Below are 26,065 nucleotides of genomic sequence, written 5' to 3' on the forward strand. Positions count from 1 at the left end.
TAAGAGAGGAGAAAAAACATGAATTCAGTATTTGAATTTACTACAAAAACAAGCATAGCGTATGGACTAGACCGAGTTTTGCAAATTGGAAAAGATGTTGAAGCAGTGAGCGGTGAAAAAAGAGCCGTGTTAGTGACAGACCCAGGGGTAATCAAAGTTGGTTTAGCAGACATTGTATTGAAAGCGCTTCAAGGTGAAGGTGTAGAGACGTTTGTTTTTCATGATGTGAAAAGTGATCCTACGGCCGCTTCTATTGATGCGGCTGCCCAGCTCATTCGTGAACAACAGATAAAGTGCGTCATTGGTCTTGGAGGCGGTTCAGCTATGGACGTCGCTAAAATGGCTGCGCTCGTTGCGGGTGAGCAGTATGAAACGATGCATTATGCTCTCATGGCGAACCCTTTTGCGAAAAAGAAAGTGAAAACGATTATGCTTCCCACTACTTCCGGCACAGGAGCAGAAGTCACGAGCACGGTTGTCTTCTCTACACATAATCAAGTAAAGGTGTGGGCGTGGGATCAAGATATGGCACCGGAACTAGCGATATTAGAGCCGCGATTTACTACAAAACTGCCGGATTTCTTGACAGCTGCCACTACGTTAGATGCGCTTGTGCATGCAATTGAAGCATGCACGGGCAAGCGTACGAACCCTTTTATTCAAGCGCTAAGCCTTCAAGCGATTTCATTAGTGAGTCAAAATTTAGAAACGGCTCTGCAGCAGCCTGAAAACTTAGAGGCAAGAGGAAACCTCGCGATAGCGGCAACGCTTGCAGGAATGGCAATCGAACAAGGAGGAACGGGGCTTGCACACTGCATAGGACATGCTCTGGGAACAGTCGGAAAAATCCATCACGGCCGTGCGGTTTCAATTGCCTTGCACGCTGTGTACGACTGGAATATTGAAGGTGCAGTGGAACTGTATGCAGACGTAGCAAGAGCTTTGGGAATAAAAGAAACATTTTCGACGAAGGAAGAGCTTGCCCATGCAGGTGCAGAAGAATTTAAGCGTCTAGTGGCTGTAAGTGGATTAAACCTTGCGATTGGAGAGGGGCATGAACCGGCTGTGAACATCTCTGACTTTGTGGACGTGATGCTTTCAGTTGAAAATGAACCGATGAGAGTAAATAATGCACGTTTTGCCAGTGAAGATGATATACAGCAGTTTGCACATGCAATTATGAGCATAGGAGCGTCGAAAGTTTGATAGAAGCACATACCGTTTCCAAGAAGCGGTATGTACCATCTCATTAATTAGGCAGGAGGAAGCGTAATGAAAAAGATCAGACATGCTGTATTTTGGCCTCCATTTTTATTGTTAATTGGAGCTGCATTACTAAGTTTTACAAACCGTGAAACATTTACTACAGTTACAACTAATGCAAATAATTGGGTTATTTCCAATCTAGGCTGGCTGTTTAGCATTAGCGGGCTGCTGATGGTAATTGCATGCATTGGTGTTTATTTTTCACCGCTTGGCAATGTGAAAATAGGAGGACCTGATGCAAAACCCATTCTTAAATTCGGCAACTGGTTTGCGATTACCTTATGTACAACAATAGCTGCAGGCGTTACGTTTTGGGGGATTGTGGAACCGATTTACCATGTATCTGCACCTCCTGAATCGTTAGGGATTAAACCGAATTCTCCAGAAGCAGCCATTTTCTCTATGTCTTCTATGTATCTTCACTGGACCATTTCGCCATATGCAATTTATTGCGTACCTGCAATTGTATTTGCATTTGCTTATTACAATATGAAAAAACCGTTCAGTCTAGGGTCTACGCTAGCTCCGATTTTAGGGGATAAAATTAACGGGAAAACAGGAAAAGTAATTGATGCAGTATGTTTGTACACTCTTGCTCTTGGAATGGCCTCTTCTCTTGGAACGAGTGTTTTAAATTTAGCAGGAGGCGTTAATCATTTGAGCGGTATTGCCAGCAACCCTTTACTGTGGGCGATTATAACGGCTGCCGTTACCATTACCTTTATTTTATCCGCATCAAGCGGCTTAATGAAAGGAATTAGAATTTTATCAGATATTAATATGAAAGCATTCTATGGAATTGCCATCTTTATCTTTATTGTAGGACCAAGCTCTTATATTTTAAATTTAGGAACGGAATCGGCGGGTAATTATTTTACTCATTTTTTTGAAAAAAGTTTATTTACAGGAGCGGCAGCAGGCGATACGTGGCCGCAGTCATGGACTACTTTTTATTGGGCAAGCTGGTTTTCATGGGCCGCTATCACCGCATTATTTTTAGGAAGAATTGCATATGGATATAAAGTGAAAACGATGATTCTTGTTAACTTTATTTTACCAGCCTTTTTTGGAGGCGTATGGATGACGATATTTGGCGGAACATCCATTCATATGCAAATGACAGGGGGGAAACTCGCCGATATTATGGCACAAAACGGGCCTGAAGCCGTTTTGTATGCAGTATTTGCTGCTTTACCATTTGCGAAATTTGTTATTCCGTTTTATTTGTTTATCGTGTTTATTTCATTCGTCACAGCCGCGGATTCTAATATGGAAGCGATGGGCGGAATCAGTTCATCGGGGATTTCTCCTCAAAGTCCGTCTCCGGGCATTATGATTAAAGTAGTATGGGGTGTCACCGTAAGTTTGGTAGGTTGGGTGATGATTAGTTTTGCAAAACTAGACGGAATTAAAATGTTAGCCAATCTAGGAGGAGTTCCTGCACTGTTTTTAGGTATAGGTGTTCTTATAGCGTTAGTCAAAATTGCTCAAAATCCAGCCAAATACGATCGAACTACAAAGGTAGATAAAAGCGCCGCTGTTAAAGAAGCGGATGAAACAAAAGCTGTATAAATAAAAGCAAGGAGGGCTTACTCCTTGCTTTTTTCCGTTTTAATCAGCAGGCTCAGTATCAACATGCGATTCGATTTTTTTCTCTTTCGGCAATTGGTCAATAGAAGCCCAAGGCACGCGGCGAGGCTTATATTCAATCGCATCAGTAGAGTAAACGGCCACGCTTACGACTCCACCGTGCACCTGTGCTCGAATCAACAAAGGATCACTATACGTATTTTTAAAATGAAAGTCAGGTCCATACCAGCTGACGGTAGCGTCTCGCCCAGGAGGTACGTAGGAAACACTGCGGCTGTGGGAGTAGCGCTGCGTAATCGTGACGCCAGCGTTATCGACGGCGTTAAATAAAGTAGAAGAAACTTGGCAAATTCCTCCTCCAACTCCTTCAGAATACTCTCCTTTTACAATGATTGGGGCACGCATATACCCTTTTGCTGCCGTTCTTTTTCCAACGGTTTGATTAAAAGAGAAAACTTCCCCAGGAAATATGACGCTGCTGTCTAGTGATTCAGCTGCAAGAGAAATATTGTGAGAACGATTTTTATTATGGGGGTTAAATACCGTATGATAATGACCGATTTGCTTAATACGAATCGTTGCAAGCAGCTCCTTATCCACGCGAGGCGGAACAGGAAGCGTCGGGATTTCTAAGATTGACGTACCGCCGTTAAAAAAATAAGTATAAAATTTCTCCGCAAAATCTTTATGATATAGTTTGACACCCGCTTGCTCAGGAACAATTTGTCCGCTTTTATCAATGCGGGCATTTATGGGCTCTCTATATGTTTTTTTATCCAATTCTTTTAGAAGAAGATTGTATCGATCATGATCCACCATGGGTACAGGAAGAAGAGGTACTGCCACTTTGTCCCGTTCAATCCGTTCAATTGGTTTACCGTCATGAGTAATAGATAGGTGGTCTTGTGTAGAAAGAGGTTGAATAAGCATTAAAAGTCCAACCATCCAAGTGAAATTCATATCATATACCTCGCTTTCACCTGTTAGTATGAATAAAATGAACCGTTTAATGTATAGGATTCACAAGCTCTTTTTTGTATTATTTTCCATGAGACGAGCGTGTAAAAATTTCTATTTATAATTGTATGTGTACTTTCGCATATTACATAGAGAAACTACAAGGTAATGAGGGTAGACAATGATAAAATTAATGATTTTAGTCTTTATGCTTATTAGTTTTTTTGTGCATCCCCAAAAGATGAAAGCAGAAGAAAACCTTACGTACTTTCCGGTAAGCGACACAGGAAAAGTATTAAAGTGGAAACGTGTAGAAACCTTACTGCCGAAGGGGCAAAAATTTAAAGTGATCGATGTAGAAACCGGTTTTTACTTTTATGTGCAGCGAAGAGCAGGTTCTCACCATGCAGATGTTCAGCCGCTTACACGTCAAGATACGAAAGTAATGAAGCACTTATATAATGGAAAATGGAGCTGGAACCGAAGAGCTGTTCTTATTCCATTTAAAGGCCAAATGCTTGCAGCTTCCATGAATGGAATGCCTCATGGAGCCGGTGCGCTTGACAACGGATTCCCCGGTCATTTTTGCATTCATTTTGCAGGAAGTACGACTCACAAGTCTCAAAATGTGGATCCAGGTCATCAGTTAATGGTATTAAAAGCAGGAGGCAAGCTTGATGAATATGCATTAAAAGCTGAGCCGGCAGAAGTCGTCAATATGTTTTTAACCGGATTAAAGCAAGATGACGATGCCTTAATGCAGCCGGTTTTGCGCGTAAAGCAAGAGCATAAGCTATGGGCAAAGCTGCATAGTATCTCCACCATTTATTATAAAACGGACTTATTTCATGCAAAAAAGTATAAAACAAAAGAGAAAATCTCCGTAGATTGCCTTATTTATTACGAAAATAAAGGGGCTCACAAGACAACGATGGTTTTTACTTTAAAAAGAAATCCGTTAACAAACGGGTGGGAAATTTCTTCTCTTACACTGTAATGAACCATTATTTTTTAAAAACACATCTGACAGAAAACAGATGTGTTTTTAATCATTTGTTTAGCTCTTTAGCCGTTTGCAATGTTATAGTGAAAAACATACTTACATACGATAGAAAAGAATTAAAAAGGGTATAAGTAATAATATTACTCTTTCTACAAAGAACTTTACAGCACGAAAGGAGAGGGTGTTTATTTTTTCATATTGGTTTAGTCGCTTAGTCGCTGCAGATCCTGGACGAAAAAGGCTCAAAACAGCTTCTAAAGCTACAATCAGTGTCATTACAGCGGTCGTTATTATGCTGATTGTATTAAAAGCAGCGGGAAGCTCTCAAATTACCGCTGCTATTTTATCCGGCGTAATCGGCCTGATGGGTATATTGGTTGTAAATGATGAAACAACAAAAGCAAAAAAAGTGACAACCGTCTTAGTAGCACTTTCTAGCGCCGTTTCTCTTGGAATTGGCTCGTTTTTATCACGATATGGACAAGCAGAAAATGTTTTTCTCGTTCTATTGGTGTTTTTGTCTTTTTATTTACAGAAATTTGGTATTCGCTACTTCTCTCTGTCGATGGTAGCATTTATGTCGTTTTATTTTGCTGCTATTTTACACGTTACATTTTCTCAGCTGCCGTGGCTGTTAGCTGGCGTTATAGTAGGAGCCTGCTGTGCATTTATCTATAATTTTGTTATTTTTAAAGACCGGCCTTCCAACGTGCTAAGGTCTTCAATGAAATCCTTTCATATTCAAGTAAATTTGGTGCTTGATTTAATTATTGAGTTAATTCAAAAGAAACAAATTGAACCAGCTCAAATCAAACAGTATAACCGCAATATTAAAAAACTAGCGGAGTATGCCCGTGTAGCATCAGAAGAGCTTGGAAATACAGATCCTCACGACATATGGCCTGGCGTAACAGCTGAGCAAATGCGCCTTTATGTATTTGATACAGTGATGCTGCTGCAGACATATTCTCCGGCGATCCGAAAACTCAGTGAATTAAAGGCATTTAATCATTTTGATATTCAGCAGGTGCTGTTAAAGCTAGTGGAATCGATTCGCGAAGCAGAGGTATTAAATGAAAATCCTACTCATTCCTTAACGGATGCAGCTCAGCATTTGCAAGAGCTGCGCCAAAAATTAAGCGAACTCGAACCTCAAGACGAAAGATATAAAGACTGGCTTTACTTAATACGCCGTATCGAAACGATATCAAATCACGTCATTGATGAAGCGTATGAGCTGCAGCAAGCAATTGTGAAACAAGAAAAACAGCCTCAAAAAGAAGCGGAAGAACAAGAAGACGAAGAGGATAATGATGAAGAAAAAGGATTAAAACCGTCTACGAAAAAGTCTATTCAAGCGGTCATCACTGCTGTTGCGACATTAATATTTGGCTCGTTTTTATCTCCATCGCATCAATATTGGGCGCTTTTAGCAGGCTATTTAGTTCTTCTCGGTACAGAAACGATAGGAAGTACGTTTGTAAAAGCCGTGCAGCGAAGCGTAGGCACGCTTTTAGGAGCAGCTGTCGGCTTTATTGTCGCAAGCTACGTTTCCCCTGGAATACTTGAAGTAACGCTGCTCTTTATCTGTGTGTTTATGGCTTTTTATTTCTTTCCCATTACGTATTCGTTTATGAGTTTTTGGATTACGATGATGCTGGCCTTTATGTATGACATGCTTCTTGGCGGAATTTCAGAGAGTTTATTGCTGGCCCGCGTGTTAGATACGGTCGTAGGAGTTGGAATCGGTTTAGCCGTAGCTGCTCTCGTGTTTCCTAAAAGAACAAGAGATAAAGTAACCGACACTTCAGTAGAATACGTAGCGGCTTTAAAAGAATTTGTTCACACCTATTTACATCGTTTTACGAAGCAGTACGCATTTGCCAATTTAGCTGATAAAGGAATGGAATTAGAAAAAAAGCTAAAACAGCTTCATGTCGATTCAGATCCTATTATCAAAGGTTTCGTTGGCCGTTCACGTCTTCAGCAATTTTTGACCGTTTTTACCGCCATTAATTATTACGCCAAGCATTTGGTAGCTTCTTCTACTAGAAACGAAGCTTTTTATAAGGAAGCAGAATTCCATGGCGTAGTAAAGGAAGTGGAAGAGAAAGTGGCAAGCAACTTCACTCAGCTTGAAAAAGCATTACGAGGAGAAAGAGGAACGTATGTATACACGCTTGAAGATGTAAGACAAAAGATTGAACAATCTTTAGATTATTTTGATACGTCCGTTCAATCAAGAAACTTACAGCATCTTCAGCTGCTGCATAACATTTATTACGTATGGAAAATCAATCAATCGGTTGTTCACTTAGCCAAAGATCTAGGAGCAGAAGAAATAAGTAATGAAAGCTAAAAACCAGCGAATACTTCGCTGGTTTTTTAGTCTGATGAGTAAGGAGACGTATCTTTTCTAATCGTTCTCCACGTTGTTTTAAGACCGGCATAGCTTCCAATTGCGGCGTATCCATAAAAATATCCCATAAATAATCCAGCAATAATATGATGAGGGTGACTGATAAATACTGAAAAAAGCACGCCCACAGCTAAAGCGATAGTCGGAACATACTGCTTTTTAGGATGAAAAAGCCATTTGATGAGCTGCGTCACGATTAATACGACAGGAACGCCAATGACTGCGTCCCAAAAGTTTGTATGAATTGTTGGGAAATCCATGTTTAAGCACCTCGTTAAATGTGTTGGATGTAAGATTATCTATGCTGTTTTACCTAAGAACACTTCAATTAGAGTTATGAGGGGCTCCAGGTGGATAATAATAAGGGGGAATTTTTAGCCATCCTTTTTGCTGCATTAGAATTTTTATTTTTGATCCTAATATGACCTTTTCAGTGTGGAATTTCAACCACATTAATCCAATATCGGTTCTAATAGATTGTCCCATATTCGTGCTGCACATGACGATATTAGAGGCAATTTTTATAGATATTAAGTTAGCGATTTCAGAATCCGTGGCTTTTGCTCCTAATGGAATACTGTTAGGGTCGGATTTCGGTTTGGTAGCCGGTATTTCAGGAAGGGGAATTCCTTCTTTAATCATTAATTTTTTTAGTGTATCAATCTGAGATTCAGCCAGGTTTTTTGAGTCTTGAGCAAGCTTAAGCAATTCACTGTTGGTTGTTGTATTAAGACAAGTTTCTAAGGCAGGTATTTCTTCCGCTAAAGCAGTAAAATACAGCCAGCATCCCATAGTCTCACCGATATGTGGGCGAGGGGGCGGATCATCTGTAGAAGAGTTCTTTATATAATCAAGTAGTGTCTCAATGACGTTAATCATAACTTTTCACCCTTTATATAGTTTATGCATCTTCATTATTACCTTCAGCAGAAAAGGATAAACACAGCTAAGAAATGTTACATATAAAATTGATTATGATGAGTGGAAGAAAAAGCATCCCATTCAGCAATTTATAATAGTGATGGTACAAACATCCAAAGGTATAAAAATTGTTGAAATGCTTAATAAATAGGTTGGTGCTAGAAGATAAAGTCAATAGAAAAAAATCTCCTTGCTCATCAAGGAGATTTTTTATCTTGAGTATTATACAGTTTTTCTCCGATACTCTCTCCATAAAGAAGTTAGCTCTTCTGACCAATATTTATAATCAAATACCGTTATATTTTTGCTGGGCATAAAAACGTTTAACAGCCAATTAACCCTTAATTTGTCTCTGACGCCTATCGTTTTATCATTTTTACAGCAGCCTTCATCACAAGGTTTATCGTGTATTTTGTAAGGAATATTTTTAACGACCAATCCGTCTTTTACACGCTTTGTGTACTCAATTCCTATAATCAACTATATCACTCCTCGCAGTAACTCTTATCTTCATAATCATATGTAGGGATGACTTCTTTAATGAGAGGGGAAAAAGGGCAGAAGACAAAAATAAAAAAGCCCTGCCGTAGGGCTTTTTTATTAAGCAACTTTTGATGCAACCACGATTACTTTGCCGTGATCTAATTCTTCTTCATAGCGTTCAGCTTCCGGCTGTGATAATCCTAATGAACGCATTTTGGCACGAAGCTCGTCTCCTCGAGAACGAAATACATTCGCAATCGCATCAAAAACACCTTGTTCAGAAAGGCCGATATTGTTTGTATTTGTTGCAGCTGTTAAATCCTCGGAGCGATCTTGATGGTGTGCAAGTAAATAAACTTCGTCTTTTGTAAATCCTTCACGCAAAAATTGTTCGATTGTATCTTTTGCCTGTACGCCATTTTCAACTACTTTTACATTTACCATTTCAAAAAACCTCCTTGTATGATAGACAACTTTCTCGAATACGTTGAGTAATGAAGAGAAGTTTAAGTAACTTATCTCCTTGCTTTGTGTATACACGTTATTGGAAGTGATAAAACCTATTTCCAGAAATTGAGTTAAAAAGTCTAACATAGGAGAAGAGGAAACAGCGCGGTTATCTTTGAGGAGAATCTGGCGGACAATAAGCAGAAGAATGCTTTAGCAAGCCTTTTTCCTGCATCTTTTTTTTGACCTTTTAAGGTACAGTACAAACTGCAAAAAGCCTAGATCTTAAACAGCTAAGATCCAGGCTTTTTGCATACATAAAAATAGAGAAATTTAAGATGAAAGACGTTCTTTTTGTTTTTCATAAACAGAAGTAGACTCGTTCCATGTATATCGACCATCTTGTAATTGAATGGTTGCGCTGAATGGACAGTCTATTGACGTTTCTGCGTCATCTAAATTACTTTCAAGTAAACGTTTTTTAAATCGAAGCAAATCTTCTTTTGAAGCAACTCGAAAAACCATTTCTAACGTAAGATCATCGTCCATCGCATTGTGTAATTGACTAATACTTTTGCGGAATTCTTTATTATATTGAAGCATAATTTTAATATCTGCTACGCAAGCAACACCAAACACATCTTTCACAACAGACTCAACCGTTAACTGAGTTGTGGAAGCATATGTTGAGATATTACGCTGTGGATTTTCTAAATAATAAATCGTTTCTACAGGATGTCTCGTGATAAGCACCTCTTTCCTATTCTTAAGTATACAGGAAAAAAGAATGGAATGGGGAAAGATTTTTAGGAAAGGAGTCCTGACATACATAAAAAGATTGTTTGTGATAGGAAAGAGAGTTATAAATTGATGGCTTTTCGCTTATCATTTTTGCTATATCCTTAAATCAACGAATTCTGTGCAACTTCCCCCAAGATTTGATAAAATAAAACTCTACGTCTTAATTTCTTCTAATGAATCCCTCAACTACTATTTCTACTTATTTTAAAGGAGGACGCTATTTTGCAGTTTGAACAGGCTTTAACACATTTACAGTCCTATTTTGGCTATGATTCGTTTCGAAAAGGACAGGAAGAGTCGATTCGTTATGTTTTAGAAGGGCACAATACCGCTTGTATTATGCCGACAGGAGGAGGGAAATCGCTTTGTTATCAGATTCCTTCATTGTTATTAGAAGGTACGACACTGGTGATTTCTCCGTTGATTTCTCTGATGAAAGACCAAGTGGATACGCTGAACGCAGCTGGTATCCCGGCTACGTATATTAACAGCTCGCTGACACATACGGAGGTACAGCAGCGCTTGGAAGAAGTGGCGCTTGGTGAATATAAGTTACTTTATGTAGCACCGGAACGACTGGAGTCTCCGCAGTTTTTAGAACAGCTTCAAATGCTTCCTATTCCGCTTGTAGCGGTAGATGAAGCACACTGTATTTCACAGTGGGGTCATGATTTCAGACCGAGCTATTTGCGTATCAGTGATCTAATCAGCAAGCTGTCTAATGCGCCGATTGTGATGGGGCTGACGGCTACTGCTACGCCTCAAGTGCGTGAAGATATTTGCCGAGCTCTTCATATTAACGAAGAGTACACGGTGATGACTGGTTTTGAACGTGAAAATTTATCGTTTGCGGTTGTGAAAGGTCAGGATCGAATCAGCTATATCGACCAGTATATCCGTAAAAATGACCAAGAAGCAGGCATCATTTATGCTGCTACGCGTAAAGATGTTGAAGAACTTCATGCTAGATTGCAAAAATCAGGAGTTAACGTGTCAAAATATCATGCTGGTATGAGCGCAAACAGCCGTGATGAAGAGCAGAACCGCTTTCTTCAAGATGACGTTCAGGTAATGATAGCCACGTCTGCGTTTGGGATGGGGATCGATAAATCCAATATTCGCTTTGTTCTTCACTATCAGCTTCCGAAAAATATGGAAAGCTATTATCAAGAAGCAGGACGTGCTGGTCGTGACGGACTTCCAAGTGAGTGTATCGTGCTTTATTCACCTCAAGATATTCGCGTGCAGCGCTTTTTGATTGAACAGTCAACGTCGAATCCTAAAAAGCAGATTCAAGATCTTGAAAAGCTGCAAAGTATGGTGAACTACTGTCATACAGAAGGATGCTTGCAGGCGTATATTCTTCATTATTTTGGAGAAAGTGAAGCGCATGAGTGCGGCCGCTGCAGCAACTGTACCGATGATCGCGTGGAAATAGACGTAACGGTCGATACGCAAAAAGTATTATCTTGTATGATTCGTATGGGCGAACGTTTCGGTAAAATGATGATTGCTCAAGTGTTAACGGGTTCTCGAAATAAAAAAGTAGTTGATTTTGGTTTTGACAAGCTGAAAACGTACGGCGTCATGAGCGATCGATCCGCTAAAGAAGTGAGCGATTTTATCGAGTATTTGATTTCAGAGCAGTTTATTTTAGTAGGACAAGGGTCATTTCCTACTTTATCCGTAGCGGCCAAAGGAAAAGGTGTGCTTCTTGGTACGGAAAAAGTAATGAGAAAAGAACAAATGGAAGTGAAGCAAATTGTCCAAGACGACGAGCTGTTTGCTCATTTGCGCTCCGTTCGAAAGCAGCTAGCAGACGAAGCCGGCGTGCCTCCTTTTGTTATTTTCTCAGACGACACTCTTCATGATATGTGTACAAAACTTCCGGTAACTCTTGAACAGTTCGCCACTGTAAAAGGAGTGGGAGAACAAAAACAAGAGCGATACGGAGAACGATTCACTTCTGAAATCAAACAGTTTTGTGAAGAACATCCAGACCGAAAGCGCGAAGTGTCAGCGCCTGCTCCGAAAAAAGCAAGAGCTTCATCAAAAGAAGGCTCTCACTTAATGACGTATGAGCTATTTCAGCAAGGAAAATCGTTAGATGAAATTGCTGCAGAACGTGAATTGAGCCGCATTACCATTGAAAACCATTTGTTTAAATGTGCAGAAGAAGAAAAAGAAATCGACTGGTCGCCTTTTCTTTCGGATGAAGACGAACAGCAAATTTTACAAGCTGCTTCGTCAGTAGGCGATGAAAAGTTAAAGCCAATCAAAGAAGAATTACCTGAAAACATCACTTATTTTATGATAAAAGTAGCTCTATTTAAACAAAAAATGAAGCAGCTATCGTAAACAAAAAGCTCCTATTAAAGGAGCTTTTTGTGTTGAGTAAGCGAGTTTACTGATAAAATAATAGGTGTAAATGTTAGAAAAATCAGATCACATAAAAAGGAGGACTGAATGGAGATGATTGAACGAGAGCTTGAAGCTATTTTGCATGCTTCTCACGACAATATCGTGATCACCGATGAAAGAGGACTTGTTTTACGAGCGAGTCACAACTGCCGTGATATATATGGATACGATGTGTCAGAGTTGGTCGGACAAACCGTATACGAACTGCAAAAACGCGGGATATTTTCACCTTCCGTTACGATTGAAGTGCTAAAGAAAAAGAAAGAAGTACAGCTGATGCAACAAACAGAAACGGGTAAAGTTGTAATGGCAACCGGTATTCCCGTGTATGATGAACATCAGTGTATGAAAAGAGTCATCAGCTTTTCGCATGATTTAACAGAGCTTCAGCGCTTAAAAGAAGATTATCAGCAGCTCGAAGTGAAAATGAAAACATATCAGCTAGAAGTGGAAGAGCTTCGTGAACAGCAGTCGAATGATATGGTCATACGAAGTGAATCGATGAAAAAGGTATGGTCGATTATTAATCGTGTGGCAGACAGCGATGCAACTGTTGTGCTGCTAGGTGAATCGGGTGTTGGTAAAACGGCTTTTGCCCGCGCTTTACACTATGGAAGTGAACGAAAAGAAGAGCCGTTTATTGAAATCAATTGCGGAGCCATTCCAGCTAGTTTGTTTGAATCTGAAATGTTTGGATACGAAGCAGGCTCTTTTACAGGTGCCAGTACAAAAGGGAAAATAGGAAAGTTTGAATTAGCTCATAACGGTACGCTTTTTTTAGATGAAATAGGAGAGCTGCCTCTTGATATGCAAGTGAAGCTGTTAAAAGTGTTGCAAGAAAAAACGGTCACCAAAATTGGAAGTGAACGAGCCAAACACGTAAACTTCAGGCTGATTGTAGCCACAAATCAGCCGCTTGAAAAAATGGTCAAAAAAGGAACGTTTCGTGAAGATTTGTTTTATCGTTTACACGTTATTCCGATTACCATTCCGCCGCTTCGCGAGCGAAAAGAAGACATCGCGGCACTGCTTTATCACGTGTTACATAAACAAAATGAAAAATATAGCATGAAGAAATTTTTTCACGCAGAAGCATTAAATCTGCTTCTTGAACATCCGTGGCCCGGAAATGTGCGCGAACTTGAAAATACAGTTGAACGCCTTGTGTTAACAACGGATGAAAACAGCATCTCGCCTCAAGACCTCCCGTTTTATTCAGAAAATAGCATCAGTGAAAAAGAAGAATGGGAGCCTCTGGACACGTTAACCTCTCAAGGAATGACGCTTCAGCAAGCACTTGCAGAAGTAGAGAAAAACTGGCTAATTCGCGCTCATCGTCAGTGTCAAACAACGTATGAAATGGCAAATGCACTAGGAATCAGTCAGCCTACGGTCGTAAGACGTTTACGAAAGTACAATATAAAATAATGAAATTTTAATTCAAAATGAATTAGCTGATTCAATACTGAATCAGTTTTTTTGTTTTGATTCTATTATGAATTAAAAATCGTCCATAATTGCGCGGAATAAGGCGATAAAAATTGGCATGCATTTTGCATTAATAAAAAGTATCTAAATAAAAAGCGTCAGTATTTAAAATAATGATGTGGCGCTAATGAATGAAACCCACTAGGAGGAATAAATCATGCCAAAATATCAGCCGAAAAATTCATTTGAATCTCCGCGTTTTTGTGGACCTCGAACGTTTATGAGACTTCCGTATGTAGAACAAGTAAATTCAGAGATGGATTTTATTGTAACGGGTATTCCATTTGATTCAGGTCAATCTTTTCGAACAGGAGCCCGTTTTGGGCCGGAAGCTATTCGAGATTTCTCCATTTTGCTTCGTCCGTATAACCCAGAACAAAAGATTAATATTTTTGATTACATTTCAGGGGTGGACTACGGCGATTTATCAGTGGTTCCCGGGTATATTTTAGAAACGTATAAAAAAATTGAAGAAGGGCTAGCACCGGTTGTGAATGAAGGAATTATTCCTATCTCACTGGGCGGTGATCATTCGATGACCCTTGGTGAACTTCGTGCCATCGCGAAAAAGCACGGACCGGTAGCGCTTCTCCAGTTTGATGCTCATTCTGATACGTGGGATAGTTATTTTGAACAGAAATACAATCACGGTACGGTATTCAGACGAGCGATTGAAGAAGGGTTAATAGACGTATCGCGCTCGATTCAAATTGGTATGCGAGGCGGTCTGTACGGTATTGAAGATTTAGAAGACGCAAAAAACTTAGGTTTAGCTTTGTATACGACAAATGAATATAAAAAAATGGGCGTTGATAGAATGTTAGACATTATTCATGAGCGTGTAGGGGAAGGACCCGTATTTTTATCGTTTGACATTGACTTTTTAGATCCAGTTTACGCGCCGGGAACAGGAACGCCTGAAGTCTCAGGTGCAAGTATTGACGATGCGCTTCAATTCGTTCGAGGCTTAACAAATATTGATTTTGTCGGTTTTGATTTAGTAGAAGTACTGCCAGCTTATGATCATGGCCAAATCACAGCAGCGGCGGCCGCTAATATTGTCTATGAATTTATCACACTTATTGCGTTAAGAAAAAAAGAAAAAGAAGAAGAAGCGCTGTTAGTGAAAGCACGCGACTAAATATAAAAAAGACGGTAAAAGTGGGAAGGTACTAGTATCTTCCCATTTTTATATAAGAGTTCTCTATGAGGGGTGTTTGACTATGAACGGGCAAGTAAATGTAAAAATAGATAAGAAACAAGCAAAACCATGTAAAAGAGAAATAATCAACCCAGCGACCAATAAGATTATAGCTGAAGTATTTGATTCGTCGCTTCAACAAGTAGAGGAAGCGGTAGGTAAAGCAAAGCAGGCTTTTGAACAAAGTGAATGGAAGAAAAATAAATCACTGCGTGTAGAGGTGCTTACGAAACTAGCAGACTTATTAGAAAAAGAAGCGAGTATATTCGCTGAAACAGAAACATTAAATACTGGCAAACCGATAAAAGAAGCGCAGTTAGATATTGAAGATACAATTAATTGTTTAAGATATTACGCAAATTTAATAGAAGAAAATCAGCCGTGGACAAAGAACATGTTCGACGACACAAGCAGTAAAATCATTCAAGAACCTATTGGCGTATGCGCGCTAATCGTTCCTTGGAATTTCCCTTTGCTGCTTGGCATGTGGAAGCTGGCTCCTGCATTAGCAGCTGGAAATACGGTGGTGTTTAAGCCGTCAGAATTAACGCCGCTTTCTTTTTTAAAGTTAGCTTCACTATGTGAAACAGCCGGTATACCAGAAGGCGTGTTTAATTTACTTATAGGAGACGGTGAAGTGGGAAGTGCCCTTGTTGAACACAAAGACGTAGCCAAAGTCTCTTTTACAGGAGGATCAGAAACAGGCAAACGTATTTATCAGCAGTGCGCAAAAGAGATGAAAAGAGTTTCGCTTGAACTGGGAGGGAAATCTCCGCTTCTTATTTTTGGAGATAGCGAAATTGATATTGCAGTAGACTGGACAATGTTTGGCTCATTTTTTAACCAAGGACAAGTGTGTGTAGCTTCATCGCGTATACTCGTACACGAATCTATTTATAACTCGTTTCTTTCTGCTCTTACGGAGGCTGTTGCTGCTATAAAAATTGGTAATCCGTTAAGAGAAGAAACGGAGATGGGTCCGGTTATTAGCAAGGAGCATCTGAATAAAATACAGAGTTTTATTAAGCTAGGTCAAGAAGAAGGTGCGAATTTATTAACAGGAGGAACGTTAATTGACTGCGAAGGTGGAAACTATATAACGCCAGCGGTGCTCGTTGACGTGGAGCAGCATATGAAAATCGTCCAAGAAGAAATATTTGGTCCCGTCATTACCGTTCAATCTTTTTCAAGTGAAGAAGAAGCCATAGCACTTGCCAACGGTACGAGATTTGGTTTAGCTGCAGGGATTTTAACGAATGATGTAGAGAAAGCAGAGCGAGTTGCTGAACACCTTCAAGCGGGAACGATTTGGATCAACGGCTACCATACGCCTCATATTGAAACGGCTTGGGGCGGTTTTAAAGAAAGCGGCATTGGCCGGGAGCTAGGTCCATCAGGATTAGCTGCTTTTACTGAAATAAAACATGTGAATACAAATTCCAAGTTAGCTCGAGCCAATTGGTATCAATAAAAGTGAAAGGTGGAAAAGGAATGACAACAAAAAGTGGTCTCGCCCATGATGATGTGCAGCCGATTGCAATGAATAAAAGAAGTATGGGCTTCTTTTCTACATTTTCCATGTGGATAGGAGCCAACGTGGTAGTAACGACCGTTTTTACGGGAATGCTGTTTGTACCCGATATGACATTTTTAAAGGCATTATTCATTATCGTGCTTGGCTCTTTAGTCGGTGCCATACCGCTCGTGCTGATGGGGAATATCGGAACTCGAACCGGTCTTCCAACCATGGTTTTGATGAGACCTGCTTTTGGACAAAGAGGGGCTATGCTTCCTGCTGCTGTTAATCTTATTACATTAATAGGATGGGCATGGATTCAAGCCTACATGGCAGGGCTAAGTTTAAATCATGCCGTCACCTTTTTGACCGGTTACAGCAATATCAATCTATTTACGATTCTTACTCAAGTACTAGTAGTAGCTATTTCTATATACGGACACAAAGGTATTGAAGCAACGGAAAAGTTAGTAGCTACGCTAATGGTCATTTTAGCAACCGTTGTGTTTAGCTATTTGTTTATCGAATTTGATGCAGCAAAATTAATGCAAATGAAAGCAAGCGAAAATCCTGGTATTACAGGAATGTTAGCTTTTGATATTGTAGTAGCTACAGCTTTTACGTGGATTCCTATTGTTTGCGATTATAATCGAAACTGTAAATCTGAAAAAACGGGAATTGCGGGAACGTATTTAGGCTATAACGTTGCGACTTTGATTGCAATGGGATTAGGCGCAACGGTTTCAGGCTTTTCAATTCTCGGAAATATGACGCAAACGTATGACCCGGTAAATTTAATTGGCGCATATAGCCCGCTGTTGGGATTAGTAGCAGCCATCGTCATTTTTTTATCGGTGTTGTCAACCAACGTAATGGTACTGTATAGCGCAACAATGTCTTATTTGTCTATTTTTCCAAAGCAGCGCTTTTGGATACCGGCACTAACGATGGGAGTTGTCACAGTCCTAGGTTCTTTATTAAAAGAGTGGTTAATGACAAATTTTCAAAGCTTTTTGCTTATGATCGGCGTCTTATTTATTCCTATTATTGCGATTGTTCTTGTTGATTACTATATCATTCGCCGAAAACACTATGACGTTTCAGCTATTTTAGATAAGGAAAATAAAATATATTGGTATACAAAAGGATTTAACCTTCATGTGTATCTATCATACGTAGTGGGGGCTATATTTGCCTATTATTTTACGTACGTTCACCCGCTAGCCACAGGAGCAACAATCTTAGCTTTTTTATTTACAGGTGTTTTACACGTATCGTTAACCAAGCTTTCACAGCTCTCCATCACTTACTCAAAGGGAATCGACAGAAATGCTTGATAGATATCTAAAAAAGACTGAATTATCTAAAATATATCAAAAGCTCCTGCTTAAAGGAGCTTTTTGTCTTGAAAATAGGTCAGAAATAAGCAAAAGCATGGGAAAGAGAAGCTTTTAATCTAGAATCAAATAAAGTGGTAACAATGTATTTGATTCTATAAGGGGTCTTTTCTATAATAAATGTAGGAAAACTTTCCAAAGGAGAATTTTATGCTCGAATTAGAGGCTATTCAAAGCAGGGCCATTGAAAAAACTAAGCATACATTGCTACAGGATATAAAAAGCGTATTAGGTGAACAAGACGAATGTCCGGATTTAGAGACGTATTTAACAGACAGGCACTCTTTTATTAAAAAAGCCTGGGGGACTGCGTGGAGAAAAATAGTTGTTTCTTCTGTATCTAAGAAAAACAGAAGATCGTATTTAACAGAAAGAGGCTTTGAGATAAAAGGATATAAACCCCAAGCTATCGATAAGTTATTTGCTAAAGAAACGAGAAAAGGTATAGAATTTGATGCTTTTTCTTGGTTAGAAAAGCAGTACGGAAAGGGTAATAAAGCAGAGTGGCTATCTCTATACGGAGAAGCAAGAATTGAATTTGCCAAAAAAGAAGAAGAAAGAAAAGAGAAAGAAAGACAGCAAAGTATTAATGATCGAAAAGCCAGATATCAATTACAGTTAAATTTAGAAGCAGCTCCTATTTTGGAAGTAAACAAAGAGCTGTATTACCTACATATAAGAGAACAGCTTTCACATCAGCTATCAAAAGACATTGAAACAAACTCAAAGTATATTGAAAACTATGCGCCGCATACTGAGCTTGAAGATGAATTAATAGAAAACGGTGATTTAACACGTCATGATTATGAAACGGTTCATGACTTTTTTCAAGAGCTCACCGGGAACGTAAGCTCAGAATTAGACAGATATTCAACGATTATCTTGTTTGAAACGTATGAAGATGTATACGAGGTATTTATCACCGATAAAATTTATGAAATCATTCCAACTATGATTATGGATGACCTTCCTGCTTCATTTAAAGAAGAGTATAAATCTTATACAAATGATTCGGTAACACGAATGGATATTATAAAAGCACTCAGAAGTGATTTATCGGATTTGGTCTATGAATATAAAAGAATGTTTGTAGAAGAAAAGCTTTCCGATGTACTAGAAGTTTCAGATCACAACTTAACGATCGAAGAGCATAAAAAGCGATATGCACAGCAGCTGGAAGAAAGACGATTACAACAAGAACGTGAACGTGAAGAAAAGAACAAGCTGATTGAAGAAGAACAGCGACAGTTAAATTATATTTTTGGTGCAGAATACGAAATGGATCCAAGAAAAGAAACGGAATACATTCTTCATCTCGGTGATACAAACACAGGAAAAACGTATACAGCATTAAAGTCATTAAAAAAAGCTGCTTCGGGTAGCTACTTAGCGCCACTTCGCCTGTTAGCTTTAGAAGTTTTTGAAAAGCTGAACAAAGACGGAGTTGCTTGTTCGTTAAAAACAGGTGAAGAAGAAAAGATTGTTGAAGACGCTCAGCACATGGCCGGTACCGTAGAAATGTTTAGCGAATTAGAACATGGCGATGTAACGGTAATTGATGAAGCACAGATGATTCAAGACCGAGATCGGGGGTTTTCATGGTATAAAGCCATCACCCGAGCTAATGCCAAACAAGTTCATGTGATCGGGAGTTTAAGCATTCGAAGTATGTTAGAAGAGATGTTAGACGGTGTGATCTCAGAAATTTATGAGTACGAAAGAGATATACCTTTAAAAGTAGATCTTCGAAATTTCAAAATTGAACAAGTGAAACCCGCAGATGCTTTAATTGTTTTCTCGCGTAAAAAAGTGCTCCAGACAGCAGCTAAGCTAGAAAAAGATGGTCATAAAGTGAGCGTGATTTATGGAAGTATGCCGCCTGAAACAAGAAGAAAACAAATTGAGCAGTTCATTAATAGAGAAACAAATGTTATTGTGTCTACAGATGCGATCGGAATGGGGTTAAACCTTCCAATTAGACGAATTGTACTTTTAGAAAACATGAAATTTGATGGGCAAAAACGGAGATTACTGACTTCTCAAGAGTTAAAACAAATTGCAGGTCGTGCTGGAAGAAAGGGCCTCTATAATGTTGGAGAAGTTGCATTCGCTAAAGATGCCAAGCAAATGAGAGAACTGTTATTTTCAACAGACGAGCAAATCAGCAAATTTTCAATTGCGCCTACTTCAGATATGCTAAGAAGATTTAAAGAATATCATCATGACCTCGGAACGTTTTTTGACATGTGGGCTAAATTTAAAAATCCAAAAGGTACACAAAAATCAAATCTGGCACAAGAACGTGAGCTTTATGAGGAAGTGAAAGACACGCTGATTGAAGCGAAAATGCCCATTGTTGATTTATATGGTTACTTGCAGCTGCCGTTTTCAGCAAAAGAAAGCTCTTTGAAAAAGCAGTGGGTGGCTAGCATGAATGCGATTGTTAACAGAGAAGAATTACCTGAACCAAGGATAATAGAAGGTTCACTGGAAAAATTAGAGCTGTCTTATAAGGCGATTGGCCTGCATCTTTTATTTTTATATCGAATGGATAGAAGACCGGAAGCTATTTACTGGGAGCGTGTCCGAGAAGAGCTTACAGATAAAATCCATAACGTATTAAGAAAAGATATGAAAAAATTTAAAAGAACGTGCAGTGCGTGTTCTAAAGACCTTCCTTGGAATCATGATCATGCGATATGCGATTCGTGTTTTCATAAAAGGTTCCGCAGAAGACATGGGGACGACGATTTTAATTACTAAGATGTAGTGATAAAAAAAGAGATTTGTACAAAATTATGTTAGTTGAAGAAAGATCCGAACGATAAATCGCTCGGATCTTTTCATTGTGATAGTGGACATAGATTTCTAGCAGTTGATTGGAGGGCAAAGCGAAGACTCCTGGGAGGAAAGCGACGTCTTGCACGGAAATCAACTGCGGTGTAACAAGCACCCCATACCAAATCATTTATCCTATTTGTTCATCTTTAGATGAGATTGATTTAGTTAAGTCTCAACCTCACTTTTCGTATAAGCTTTTCATCTTTTTATTATAAATTTCTGCGTCAAAGCAGATTTTTGCAGAAAAAAGGCGGAAATGTATAAGCGCTCATCTTGTAAAAAGAGCAATAAATTATTATGATATAAGATGGAACTTATATTTTAAAGGATTCCGTGATTTTTTTGTTGGGCGGACGTGTATTGTCTTAGAGTAAGTTTGCTATCATTCATTATGTTAAAAGCAGCACTTTTAAATAGAGATACGGTTCGTAATAGAAGGGAAGAGGATGATGACAAGTCATAACAAAGAAAACAAAGCTGCAGTCGAGCAGTACAGTAAAGGGAAAATTTTGTGGCAATTAACCCGTCCTCATACGTTAACGGCATCGTTTGTACCCGTTTTGATTGGAACAGTTCTAGCTATGTTTTATGGCCATGTGAACGTTTGGATGTTCCTAGCGATGCTTTTTTCATGTTTGTGGATTCAAATTGCGACGAACTTATTTAACGAGTACTATGATTTTAAACGCGGGTTAGACACAGAAGACTCCGTAGGAATTGGAGGAGCCATCGTCAGACACGGAATGAAGCCGAAAACGGTATTAAATTTAGCACTGATTTCTTATGGAATTGCTCTTATTTTAGGCGTATATATATGTGCAAACAGCAGCTGGTGGCTTGCTTTAGTTGGATTAGTAGGTATGGCGATTGGTTATTTGTATACAGGCGGACCGCTTCCGATTGCGTATACGCCGTTTGGAGAGTTATTTTCAGGTCTGTGCATGGGCGCGATGTTCGTGTTGATTTCATTTTTTATTCAAACGAATACCGTAACGTCTGAAAGCATCTTTGTATCACTTCCGATTGCGATTTTAGTAGGCGCGATTAATTTGTCTAACAACATTCGTGATATAGAAGAAGATACAAAAGGAGGACGACGTACGCTAGCTATTTTATTAGGTTCTAAAAATGCGATTAGATTTTTAGCTGCTTTGTTTGGCATTGCGTATATTTGGACCGTTGCATTAGTGGTATTCTTCGATATTAGCCCTTGGATTTTCTTAGTGTTCCTTAGTGCACCTAAGCCCATTCAAGCCGTACAAGCATTTGTACGCGGAGAGCTTATTGCGATGAAAGCAACTGCTCAAACCAATACGTTTTTTGGATTTACTTTATCAATTGGTTTATTAATTGGCTATTTAGTAAGCTGATTGTGTTGAAAAAGCCTGTCTTTTTAAAGACAGGCTTTTTGTTATGCTCCAGTTATTTTTTCTTTTACTGCGCTAAGAAATGCGTTCATATTTTCAGAAGATGAAAAGCTGGCTTGAGCTTGTTTTGGTCCGCCGCCGCCTTTTCCATCGTAAAGCGGAAGCAGCTCTTTATAAAGTTCTCCGCATTTTACCTCACTGCCGCTGTGAGCCAGTAAGACTTTTTGATCACTTGAAAAAGCAAAAAGAAGCGTTGTATCAGGCGTTTGAAGAAGCTGCTTTGTCAAAGCTTGCACATCTTTTAGTGTACGATTTTCAAAGTGATGGTACAGAAATGATCCTTCTTTTTTGGCTTCTAATTCACTTGCTAAATAAGCTGCATTTTCATTTTTTAATTCTTCTAGTTGTTTTTGCAGCTCTTTTTGTTCAGTCTCCAATTTTTTAATGCGTTCTATAACTAATTCACGGCTTGTACTGAATTTATTGCTAAGTTCTGCTACGATTTCTTGAGACTGCTGATAATCAGCTAATGCACGCATACCGCATTTAAAAAATAGGCGTGTATTGCCGCGCTGCTTTTCTGTTTTCGTAAGTTTAATAAGGCCAAGCTCTCCAATTTGGTTCACATGAGTACCGCAGCAGGCAGAAACATCAATGCCTTCAATTTCTACGATGCGTACCACTTCGTCTTCTAGCTCGGGCACTTTGCGAAGCGCAAGAGTATGTAAGTCTTCCTTTTTCACTTCGTACGTTTTAATGGGGCGGTTGCTGTAAATAGCGTCGTTTACAATTTTTTCAATGTGTAATAGCTGCTCATGAGATAACTGAGGCACATTTAAATCAATAGAGACAGCGTCGCTTCCTAAATGAAAGCTAACGGTGTGAATATCGTATGTATCGATTAATAGAGCCGAAAGTAAGTGCTGTCCGCTATGCTGCTGCATATGATCAAAGCGGCGGTGCCAATCAATTTCACACGTGACGTTCGTTTGTGCAGGCAGTGTATCAACGAGATGATAGACTTCTCCATTTTCTTCGTAAACATCTTTTACGTCGATTCCGGCAATAGTACCGTAGTCAGAAGGCTGTCCGCCGCCTTCTGGATAAAAAGCGGTTTGTTTTAACGTTAATGCGTAGCCAGTTGAAAGAGCGCGCGTCTCTGTCACTTCTGTTTCCCACGTTTTTATGTAGGGATTGCTATAATAAAGTCTTTCTGTCATGTTCATCATCCTTTCTAGTAAAACCATACCTAACTTTTTCTATAGTATCAGAAATATGTTTCTTCGAACATGGATAAGCTAACTTGTAATAATAAAACTGGGTGGGACATATGAAAAATACTGTTTATATTTATACGCGTGACTTAAAAAGGATTTTTACCAATTGGGCGATGATTATCATTGTGCTGACGCTTATGATTCTGCCGTCTTTTTACGCATGGTTTAATATAAAAGCATCTTGGGATCCATACGGGCGGACTGAAGGTATTGCCATTGCAGTAACGAGCGAAGACGAAGGTTCTACGATAAGAGGGCAGCACGTAAACGTGGGAAAAGATATTATTGCAACGTTAAAGAAAAATAAAACGCTTGGATGGACGTTTGTCTCCAAAGAAAAAGCTGATCACGGAGTAAAGCACGGAGACTATTATGCAAGTATTGTTATTCCAAAAGATTTTTCACAAAAGCTTGGTACCGTTCTTCAAGATCGTTTGGAAAAGCCGGTCATTATTTACAAAGTAAACGAAAAAATAAACGCCGTAGCGCCTAAAATTACAAGTAAAGGAGCCAGCAGCTTAACACAACAGATTAGTGAAAAATTCGTCAAAACAGCGAATGGAGCCATTTTTTCTGTTTTTAACGAACTAGGTATTACCCTGCAGCGGGATTTACCGACCATTCAACAAGTTGAACAACGGATTTTTGAGCTTGAAAATCGTCTTCCTGAAATTAAAAAAGTAATTAATGAAGCGAATGACACCACTCAAAAAGCTGGAGCTATTGTATCGAAAGCTCAGGCCGCTCTTCCTGAAGTAGAGAGATTAACAGCTGACGGCGCACAGATGACTCAGCAGCTAAACACTTTTTTAACTAAAAGCGATGAAGTGTTAAAAAACGCTGAGCCAACGATCAGTGAAACGCTGCACCGTGTTCAACAACGAGCTCTCGGAGTTCAAGATTTGAAGAATCAGCTGATGGAAAAAGATATCGCGCCGGCTGAAGTCAGCACAGCAGCGGAACAGCTAAAAGTGCAGTTAACAAAACAAGTTGCTGACACAGGAGAGATCCTTACGCTTCTTACGGATTTAAATGCGGTGTCTCAAGGGAACGTTCTTTCACCGGTTATTAATCAAATAAAAAGTGTACATACGCTTTTACAGCAGCAGCTGTCGGATGTAAACGACTTGCAGCAGCAAACAAAAAATGGAGATGCACCAGATCCAAGTGTGCTTGAGAAATTCAGTTCTCGCACCGACCAAGCTGTTTCTAAATTAAATACGTTAACGAATTCGTATTCTTCTACGATTGTGCCGGCTATTGAACAAGCTATCAAAGAAGCGAAAGATAAAACAGCAAGCGCAAACGCACTGCTTGATGAAGCTAATAAAAGCATGCCGGATGTTTCGGACGTGCTGTCTAAAACAGCGAGTGGCATTTTGCTCGGACAGCAGGAGCTTGCGAAAATAGCAAAAGACTTTCCGCGAATTGAACAAAACGTGCACAATATAGCGGATAAAATACGCGAATTTCAGCGAAAAGAAAACATTGAAGATATTATTAATTTGTTAAAAAATGATGTACAAAAAGAAAGTGATTTTTTTGCTAAACCGGTTCTTTTAAAAGAAGAAAGACTTTATCCCATTCCGAACTACGGGTCGGCTATGTCACCGTTTTATACAACGCTTTGCTTGTGGGTCGGGGCTTTGCTGTTAGTTTCAATTTTAAGCGTAGAAGTAGCGGATGAAGAGCGGTTCAAAAGCTATGAAGTCTATCTTGGAAGACTTTTAACGTTTTTGTCTATTGCTCTTGTGCAAGCTTTTATTGTGACGCTAGGCGATTTATTTTTAATCAAAACGTACGTCGTAGACAAAGTGCCTTTTATCTTTTTAGGCTTGCTGTGCAGCTTCGTGTTTATGACTATTGTCTATACGCTTGTTGCGATATTTGGCAATGCAGGAAAAGCGATGGCCATTGTTTTGCTTGTACTTCAGCTTTCCGCTGCAGGCGGTACATTTCCGATTCAAGTCGTGCCTGCTTTTTTTCAAGCACTCAATCCGTTTTTGCCATTTACCTACGCAATAAGCATGATGAGAGAAGTTGTAGGAGGCATGTTAGCGGATATTGTAAGAAAAGACGTTACGGTTCTTCTTTGCATTTGGCTTGGCGTGCTGCTCGTTGGCATTTTTCTTCATAAGCCTCTTAGTAAAACGAGTGCAAAATTAACAAAAAAAGCGCGTGAAAGTAAATTAATTCATTAAAAAAACGTTTTGGGTTTTCAGACAGAACAAAATGCGGTAGTGTAGATAGAAAGGAGTGATAAGCATGGGTATATTAGATGGACTATTAGGAAATGCATCAGAAGCAGATATAAGAGGAACTGAAAAAGATTTACAAAACATTTTAATTGCCAACGAGCGAGTGGAACAAGCGTATAAAGTCATTCGCGATTTAATGGTGTTTACGACGAAACGTTTAATTATCGTTGATAAACAAGGAGTGACGGGAAAGAAAACAGATTATCATTCCATTCCTTATAAAACGATTACACATTTTAGCGTAGAAACGGCTGGAACGTTCGATTTAGATGCCGAATTAAATATTTGGGTATCTGGTTCTAGCGCGCCGATTTCAAAAGAATTTCGTAAAGATAAAAGCATTTACGACGTGCAAAAAGTATTAGCATCTTATGTATTGAATTAAAAAGTTGAGCCATGAAAAATTGGCTCG

The 26,065-nt window shown here is 39.2% G+C and carries 20 protein-coding genes; 13 read left to right on the plus strand and 7 right to left on the minus strand.

All coding sequences use genetic code 11. From position 1 onward, the window contains the following. The first annotated feature begins 18 nt into the window (after positions 1-18). Positions 19-1,206: an iron-containing alcohol dehydrogenase gene (locus MKX72_RS11325; protein ID WP_155008130.1), complete on the plus strand. Its 1,188-nt coding sequence runs from the start codon at positions 19-21 to the stop codon at positions 1,204-1,206. A 66-nt stretch (positions 1,207-1,272) separates the two neighbouring features. Continuing rightward, positions 1,273-2,838, plus strand: a complete 1,566-nt coding sequence (locus MKX72_RS11330) for a BCCT family transporter (RefSeq protein ID WP_034265925.1) — start codon at positions 1,273-1,275, stop codon at positions 2,836-2,838. 39 nt (positions 2,839-2,877) lie between these two features. On the opposite strand, the gene MKX72_RS11335 is transcribed toward MKX72_RS11330, so the two are convergent. Beyond that, a complete protein-coding gene (locus MKX72_RS11335; RefSeq protein WP_155008129.1) occupies positions 2,878-3,816 on the minus strand; it encodes a VanW family protein in 939 nt (312 codons plus the stop codon). A 178-nt stretch (positions 3,817-3,994) separates the two neighbouring features. On the opposite strand from MKX72_RS11335, the gene MKX72_RS11340 reads away from it, so the two are divergent. After that, entirely contained in the window at positions 3,995-4,810 is an 816-nt protein-coding gene (locus MKX72_RS11340) for a hypothetical protein (RefSeq protein ID WP_033578922.1), read from the plus strand. Between the two features lie 187 nt (positions 4,811-4,997). Further along, positions 4,998-7,175: an FUSC family protein gene (locus MKX72_RS11345; RefSeq protein WP_155008128.1), complete on the plus strand. Its 2,178-nt coding sequence runs from the start codon at positions 4,998-5,000 to the stop codon at positions 7,173-7,175. Positions 7,176-7,201: 26 nt separating this feature from the next. Here MKX72_RS11345 and MKX72_RS11350 read toward each other — a convergent pair whose 3' ends face one another. The 5 genes from MKX72_RS11350 to MKX72_RS11370 form a co-directional block, all read right to left on the minus strand. After that, positions 7,202-7,495 (minus strand): hypothetical protein, encoded by a 294-nt coding sequence (locus tag MKX72_RS11350; RefSeq protein WP_025752303.1) that lies wholly within the window; start codon positions 7,493-7,495, stop codon positions 7,202-7,204. Between the two features lie 64 nt (positions 7,496-7,559). After that, positions 7,560-8,114 (minus strand): DUF3231 family protein, encoded by a 555-nt coding sequence (locus tag MKX72_RS11355; RefSeq protein WP_033578924.1) that lies wholly within the window; start codon positions 8,112-8,114, stop codon positions 7,560-7,562. Positions 8,115-8,378: 264 nt separating this feature from the next. Next, on the minus strand, positions 8,379-8,636 hold the full coding sequence (locus MKX72_RS11360) for a hypothetical protein (protein WP_047751018.1): 258 nt from the start codon (positions 8,634-8,636) through the stop codon (positions 8,379-8,381). Between the two features lie 120 nt (positions 8,637-8,756). After that, positions 8,757-9,083: a general stress protein gene (locus MKX72_RS11365; RefSeq protein WP_013056955.1), complete on the minus strand. Its 327-nt coding sequence runs from the start codon at positions 9,081-9,083 to the stop codon at positions 8,757-8,759. 336 nt (positions 9,084-9,419) lie between these two features. After that, positions 9,420-9,839 (minus strand): hypothetical protein, encoded by a 420-nt coding sequence (locus MKX72_RS11370; RefSeq protein WP_155008127.1) that lies wholly within the window; start codon positions 9,837-9,839, stop codon positions 9,420-9,422. Positions 9,840-10,109: 270 nt separating this feature from the next. On the opposite strand from MKX72_RS11370, the gene recQ reads away from it, so the two are divergent. The 7 genes from recQ to MKX72_RS11405 all read left to right on the plus strand — a co-directional run bounded on the left by recQ (position 10,110) and on the right by MKX72_RS11405 (position 22,121). Beyond that, on the plus strand, positions 10,110-12,245 hold the full coding sequence (recQ, locus tag MKX72_RS11375) for a DNA helicase RecQ (RefSeq protein WP_155008126.1): 2,136 nt from the start codon (positions 10,110-10,112) through the stop codon (positions 12,243-12,245). A 108-nt stretch (positions 12,246-12,353) separates the two neighbouring features. After that, the gene (locus MKX72_RS11380) at positions 12,354-13,736 is read left to right on the plus strand and encodes a sigma-54 interaction domain-containing protein (RefSeq protein WP_154991370.1); all 1,383 of its coding nucleotides are present in this window, start codon (positions 12,354-12,356) and stop codon (positions 13,734-13,736) included. A 217-nt stretch (positions 13,737-13,953) separates the two neighbouring features. Beyond that, the gene (speB, locus tag MKX72_RS11385; RefSeq protein WP_099330970.1) at positions 13,954-14,937 is read left to right on the plus strand and encodes an agmatinase; all 984 of its coding nucleotides are present in this window, start codon (positions 13,954-13,956) and stop codon (positions 14,935-14,937) included. Between the two features lie 82 nt (positions 14,938-15,019). Next, positions 15,020-16,468, plus strand: coding sequence for an aldehyde dehydrogenase family protein (locus MKX72_RS11390; protein WP_155008125.1), 1,449 nt, complete (start codon positions 15,020-15,022; stop codon positions 16,466-16,468). A 20-nt stretch (positions 16,469-16,488) separates the two neighbouring features. Then, positions 16,489-17,850, plus strand: coding sequence for a purine-cytosine permease family protein (locus tag MKX72_RS11395; protein WP_155008124.1), 1,362 nt, complete (start codon positions 16,489-16,491; stop codon positions 17,848-17,850). A 210-nt stretch (positions 17,851-18,060) separates the two neighbouring features. Then, positions 18,061-20,673 carry a helicase-related protein gene (locus tag MKX72_RS11400; RefSeq protein ID WP_155008123.1) on the plus strand — a complete coding sequence of 871 codons (2,613 nt, stop codon included), beginning with the start codon at positions 18,061-18,063 and terminating at the stop codon, positions 20,671-20,673. Positions 20,674-21,200: 527 nt separating this feature from the next. Next, positions 21,201-22,121, plus strand: coding sequence for a 1,4-dihydroxy-2-naphthoate polyprenyltransferase (locus MKX72_RS11405; protein ID WP_025752322.1), 921 nt, complete (start codon positions 21,201-21,203; stop codon positions 22,119-22,121). A 41-nt stretch (positions 22,122-22,162) separates the two neighbouring features. Here the strand turns inward: MKX72_RS11405 and MKX72_RS11410 are convergent, their stop codons facing one another. Next, on the minus strand, positions 22,163-23,338 hold the full coding sequence (locus tag MKX72_RS11410) for an alanyl-tRNA editing protein (protein WP_155008122.1): 1,176 nt from the start codon (positions 23,336-23,338) through the stop codon (positions 22,163-22,165). A 110-nt stretch (positions 23,339-23,448) separates the two neighbouring features. Here MKX72_RS11410 and MKX72_RS11415 point away from each other — a divergent pair, with 110 nt between their 5' ends. Then, positions 23,449-25,596 (plus strand): YhgE/Pip domain-containing protein, encoded by a 2,148-nt coding sequence (locus MKX72_RS11415; RefSeq protein WP_155008121.1) that lies wholly within the window; start codon positions 23,449-23,451, stop codon positions 25,594-25,596. A gap of 64 nt (positions 25,597-25,660) precedes the next feature. Further along, the gene (locus MKX72_RS11420) at positions 25,661-26,038 is read left to right on the plus strand and encodes a PH domain-containing protein (RefSeq protein WP_028413413.1); all 378 of its coding nucleotides are present in this window, start codon (positions 25,661-25,663) and stop codon (positions 26,036-26,038) included. Positions 26,039-26,065: the final 27 nt, after the last annotated feature.

It is taken from the genome of Priestia sp. FSL R5-0597, assembly GCF_038006305.1.
Classification (GTDB): domain Bacteria; phylum Bacillota; class Bacilli; order Bacillales; family Bacillaceae_H; genus Priestia; species Priestia zanthoxyli.

Excerpts from the sequence above, each read along its gene's own strand:
- MKX72_RS11325 (WP_155008130.1), top strand. The coding sequence starts at position 19 with ATGAATTCAGTATTTGAATTTACTACAAAAACAAGCATAGCGTATGGA.
- MKX72_RS11330 (WP_034265925.1), top strand. The coding sequence starts at position 1,273 with ATGAAAAAGATCAGACATGCTGTATTTTGGCCTCCATTTTTATTGTTA.
- MKX72_RS11335 (WP_155008129.1), bottom strand. The coding sequence starts at position 3,816 with ATGAATTTCACTTGGATGGTTGGACTTTTAATGCTTATTCAACCTCTT.
- MKX72_RS11340 (WP_033578922.1), top strand. The coding sequence starts at position 3,995 with ATGATAAAATTAATGATTTTAGTCTTTATGCTTATTAGTTTTTTTGTG.
- MKX72_RS11350 (WP_025752303.1), bottom strand. The coding sequence starts at position 7,495 with ATGGATTTCCCAACAATTCATACAAACTTTTGGGACGCAGTCATTGGC.
- MKX72_RS11355 (WP_033578924.1), bottom strand. The coding sequence starts at position 8,114 with ATGATTAACGTCATTGAGACACTACTTGATTATATAAAGAACTCTTCT.
- MKX72_RS11365 (WP_013056955.1), bottom strand. The coding sequence starts at position 9,083 with ATGGTAAATGTAAAAGTAGTTGAAAATGGCGTACAGGCAAAAGATACA.
- MKX72_RS11380 (WP_154991370.1), top strand. The coding sequence starts at position 12,354 with ATGGAGATGATTGAACGAGAGCTTGAAGCTATTTTGCATGCTTCTCAC.
- speB (WP_099330970.1), top strand. The coding sequence starts at position 13,954 with ATGCCAAAATATCAGCCGAAAAATTCATTTGAATCTCCGCGTTTTTGT.
- MKX72_RS11390 (WP_155008125.1), top strand. The coding sequence starts at position 15,020 with ATGAACGGGCAAGTAAATGTAAAAATAGATAAGAAACAAGCAAAACCA.
- MKX72_RS11395 (WP_155008124.1), top strand. The coding sequence starts at position 16,489 with ATGACAACAAAAAGTGGTCTCGCCCATGATGATGTGCAGCCGATTGCA.
- MKX72_RS11400 (WP_155008123.1), top strand. The coding sequence starts at position 18,061 with ATGCTCGAATTAGAGGCTATTCAAAGCAGGGCCATTGAAAAAACTAAG.
- MKX72_RS11405 (WP_025752322.1), top strand. The coding sequence starts at position 21,201 with ATGACAAGTCATAACAAAGAAAACAAAGCTGCAGTCGAGCAGTACAGT.
- MKX72_RS11410 (WP_155008122.1), bottom strand. The coding sequence starts at position 23,338 with ATGACAGAAAGACTTTATTATAGCAATCCCTACATAAAAACGTGGGAA.
- MKX72_RS11415 (WP_155008121.1), top strand. The coding sequence starts at position 23,449 with ATGAAAAATACTGTTTATATTTATACGCGTGACTTAAAAAGGATTTTT.
- MKX72_RS11420 (WP_028413413.1), top strand. The coding sequence starts at position 25,661 with ATGGGTATATTAGATGGACTATTAGGAAATGCATCAGAAGCAGATATA.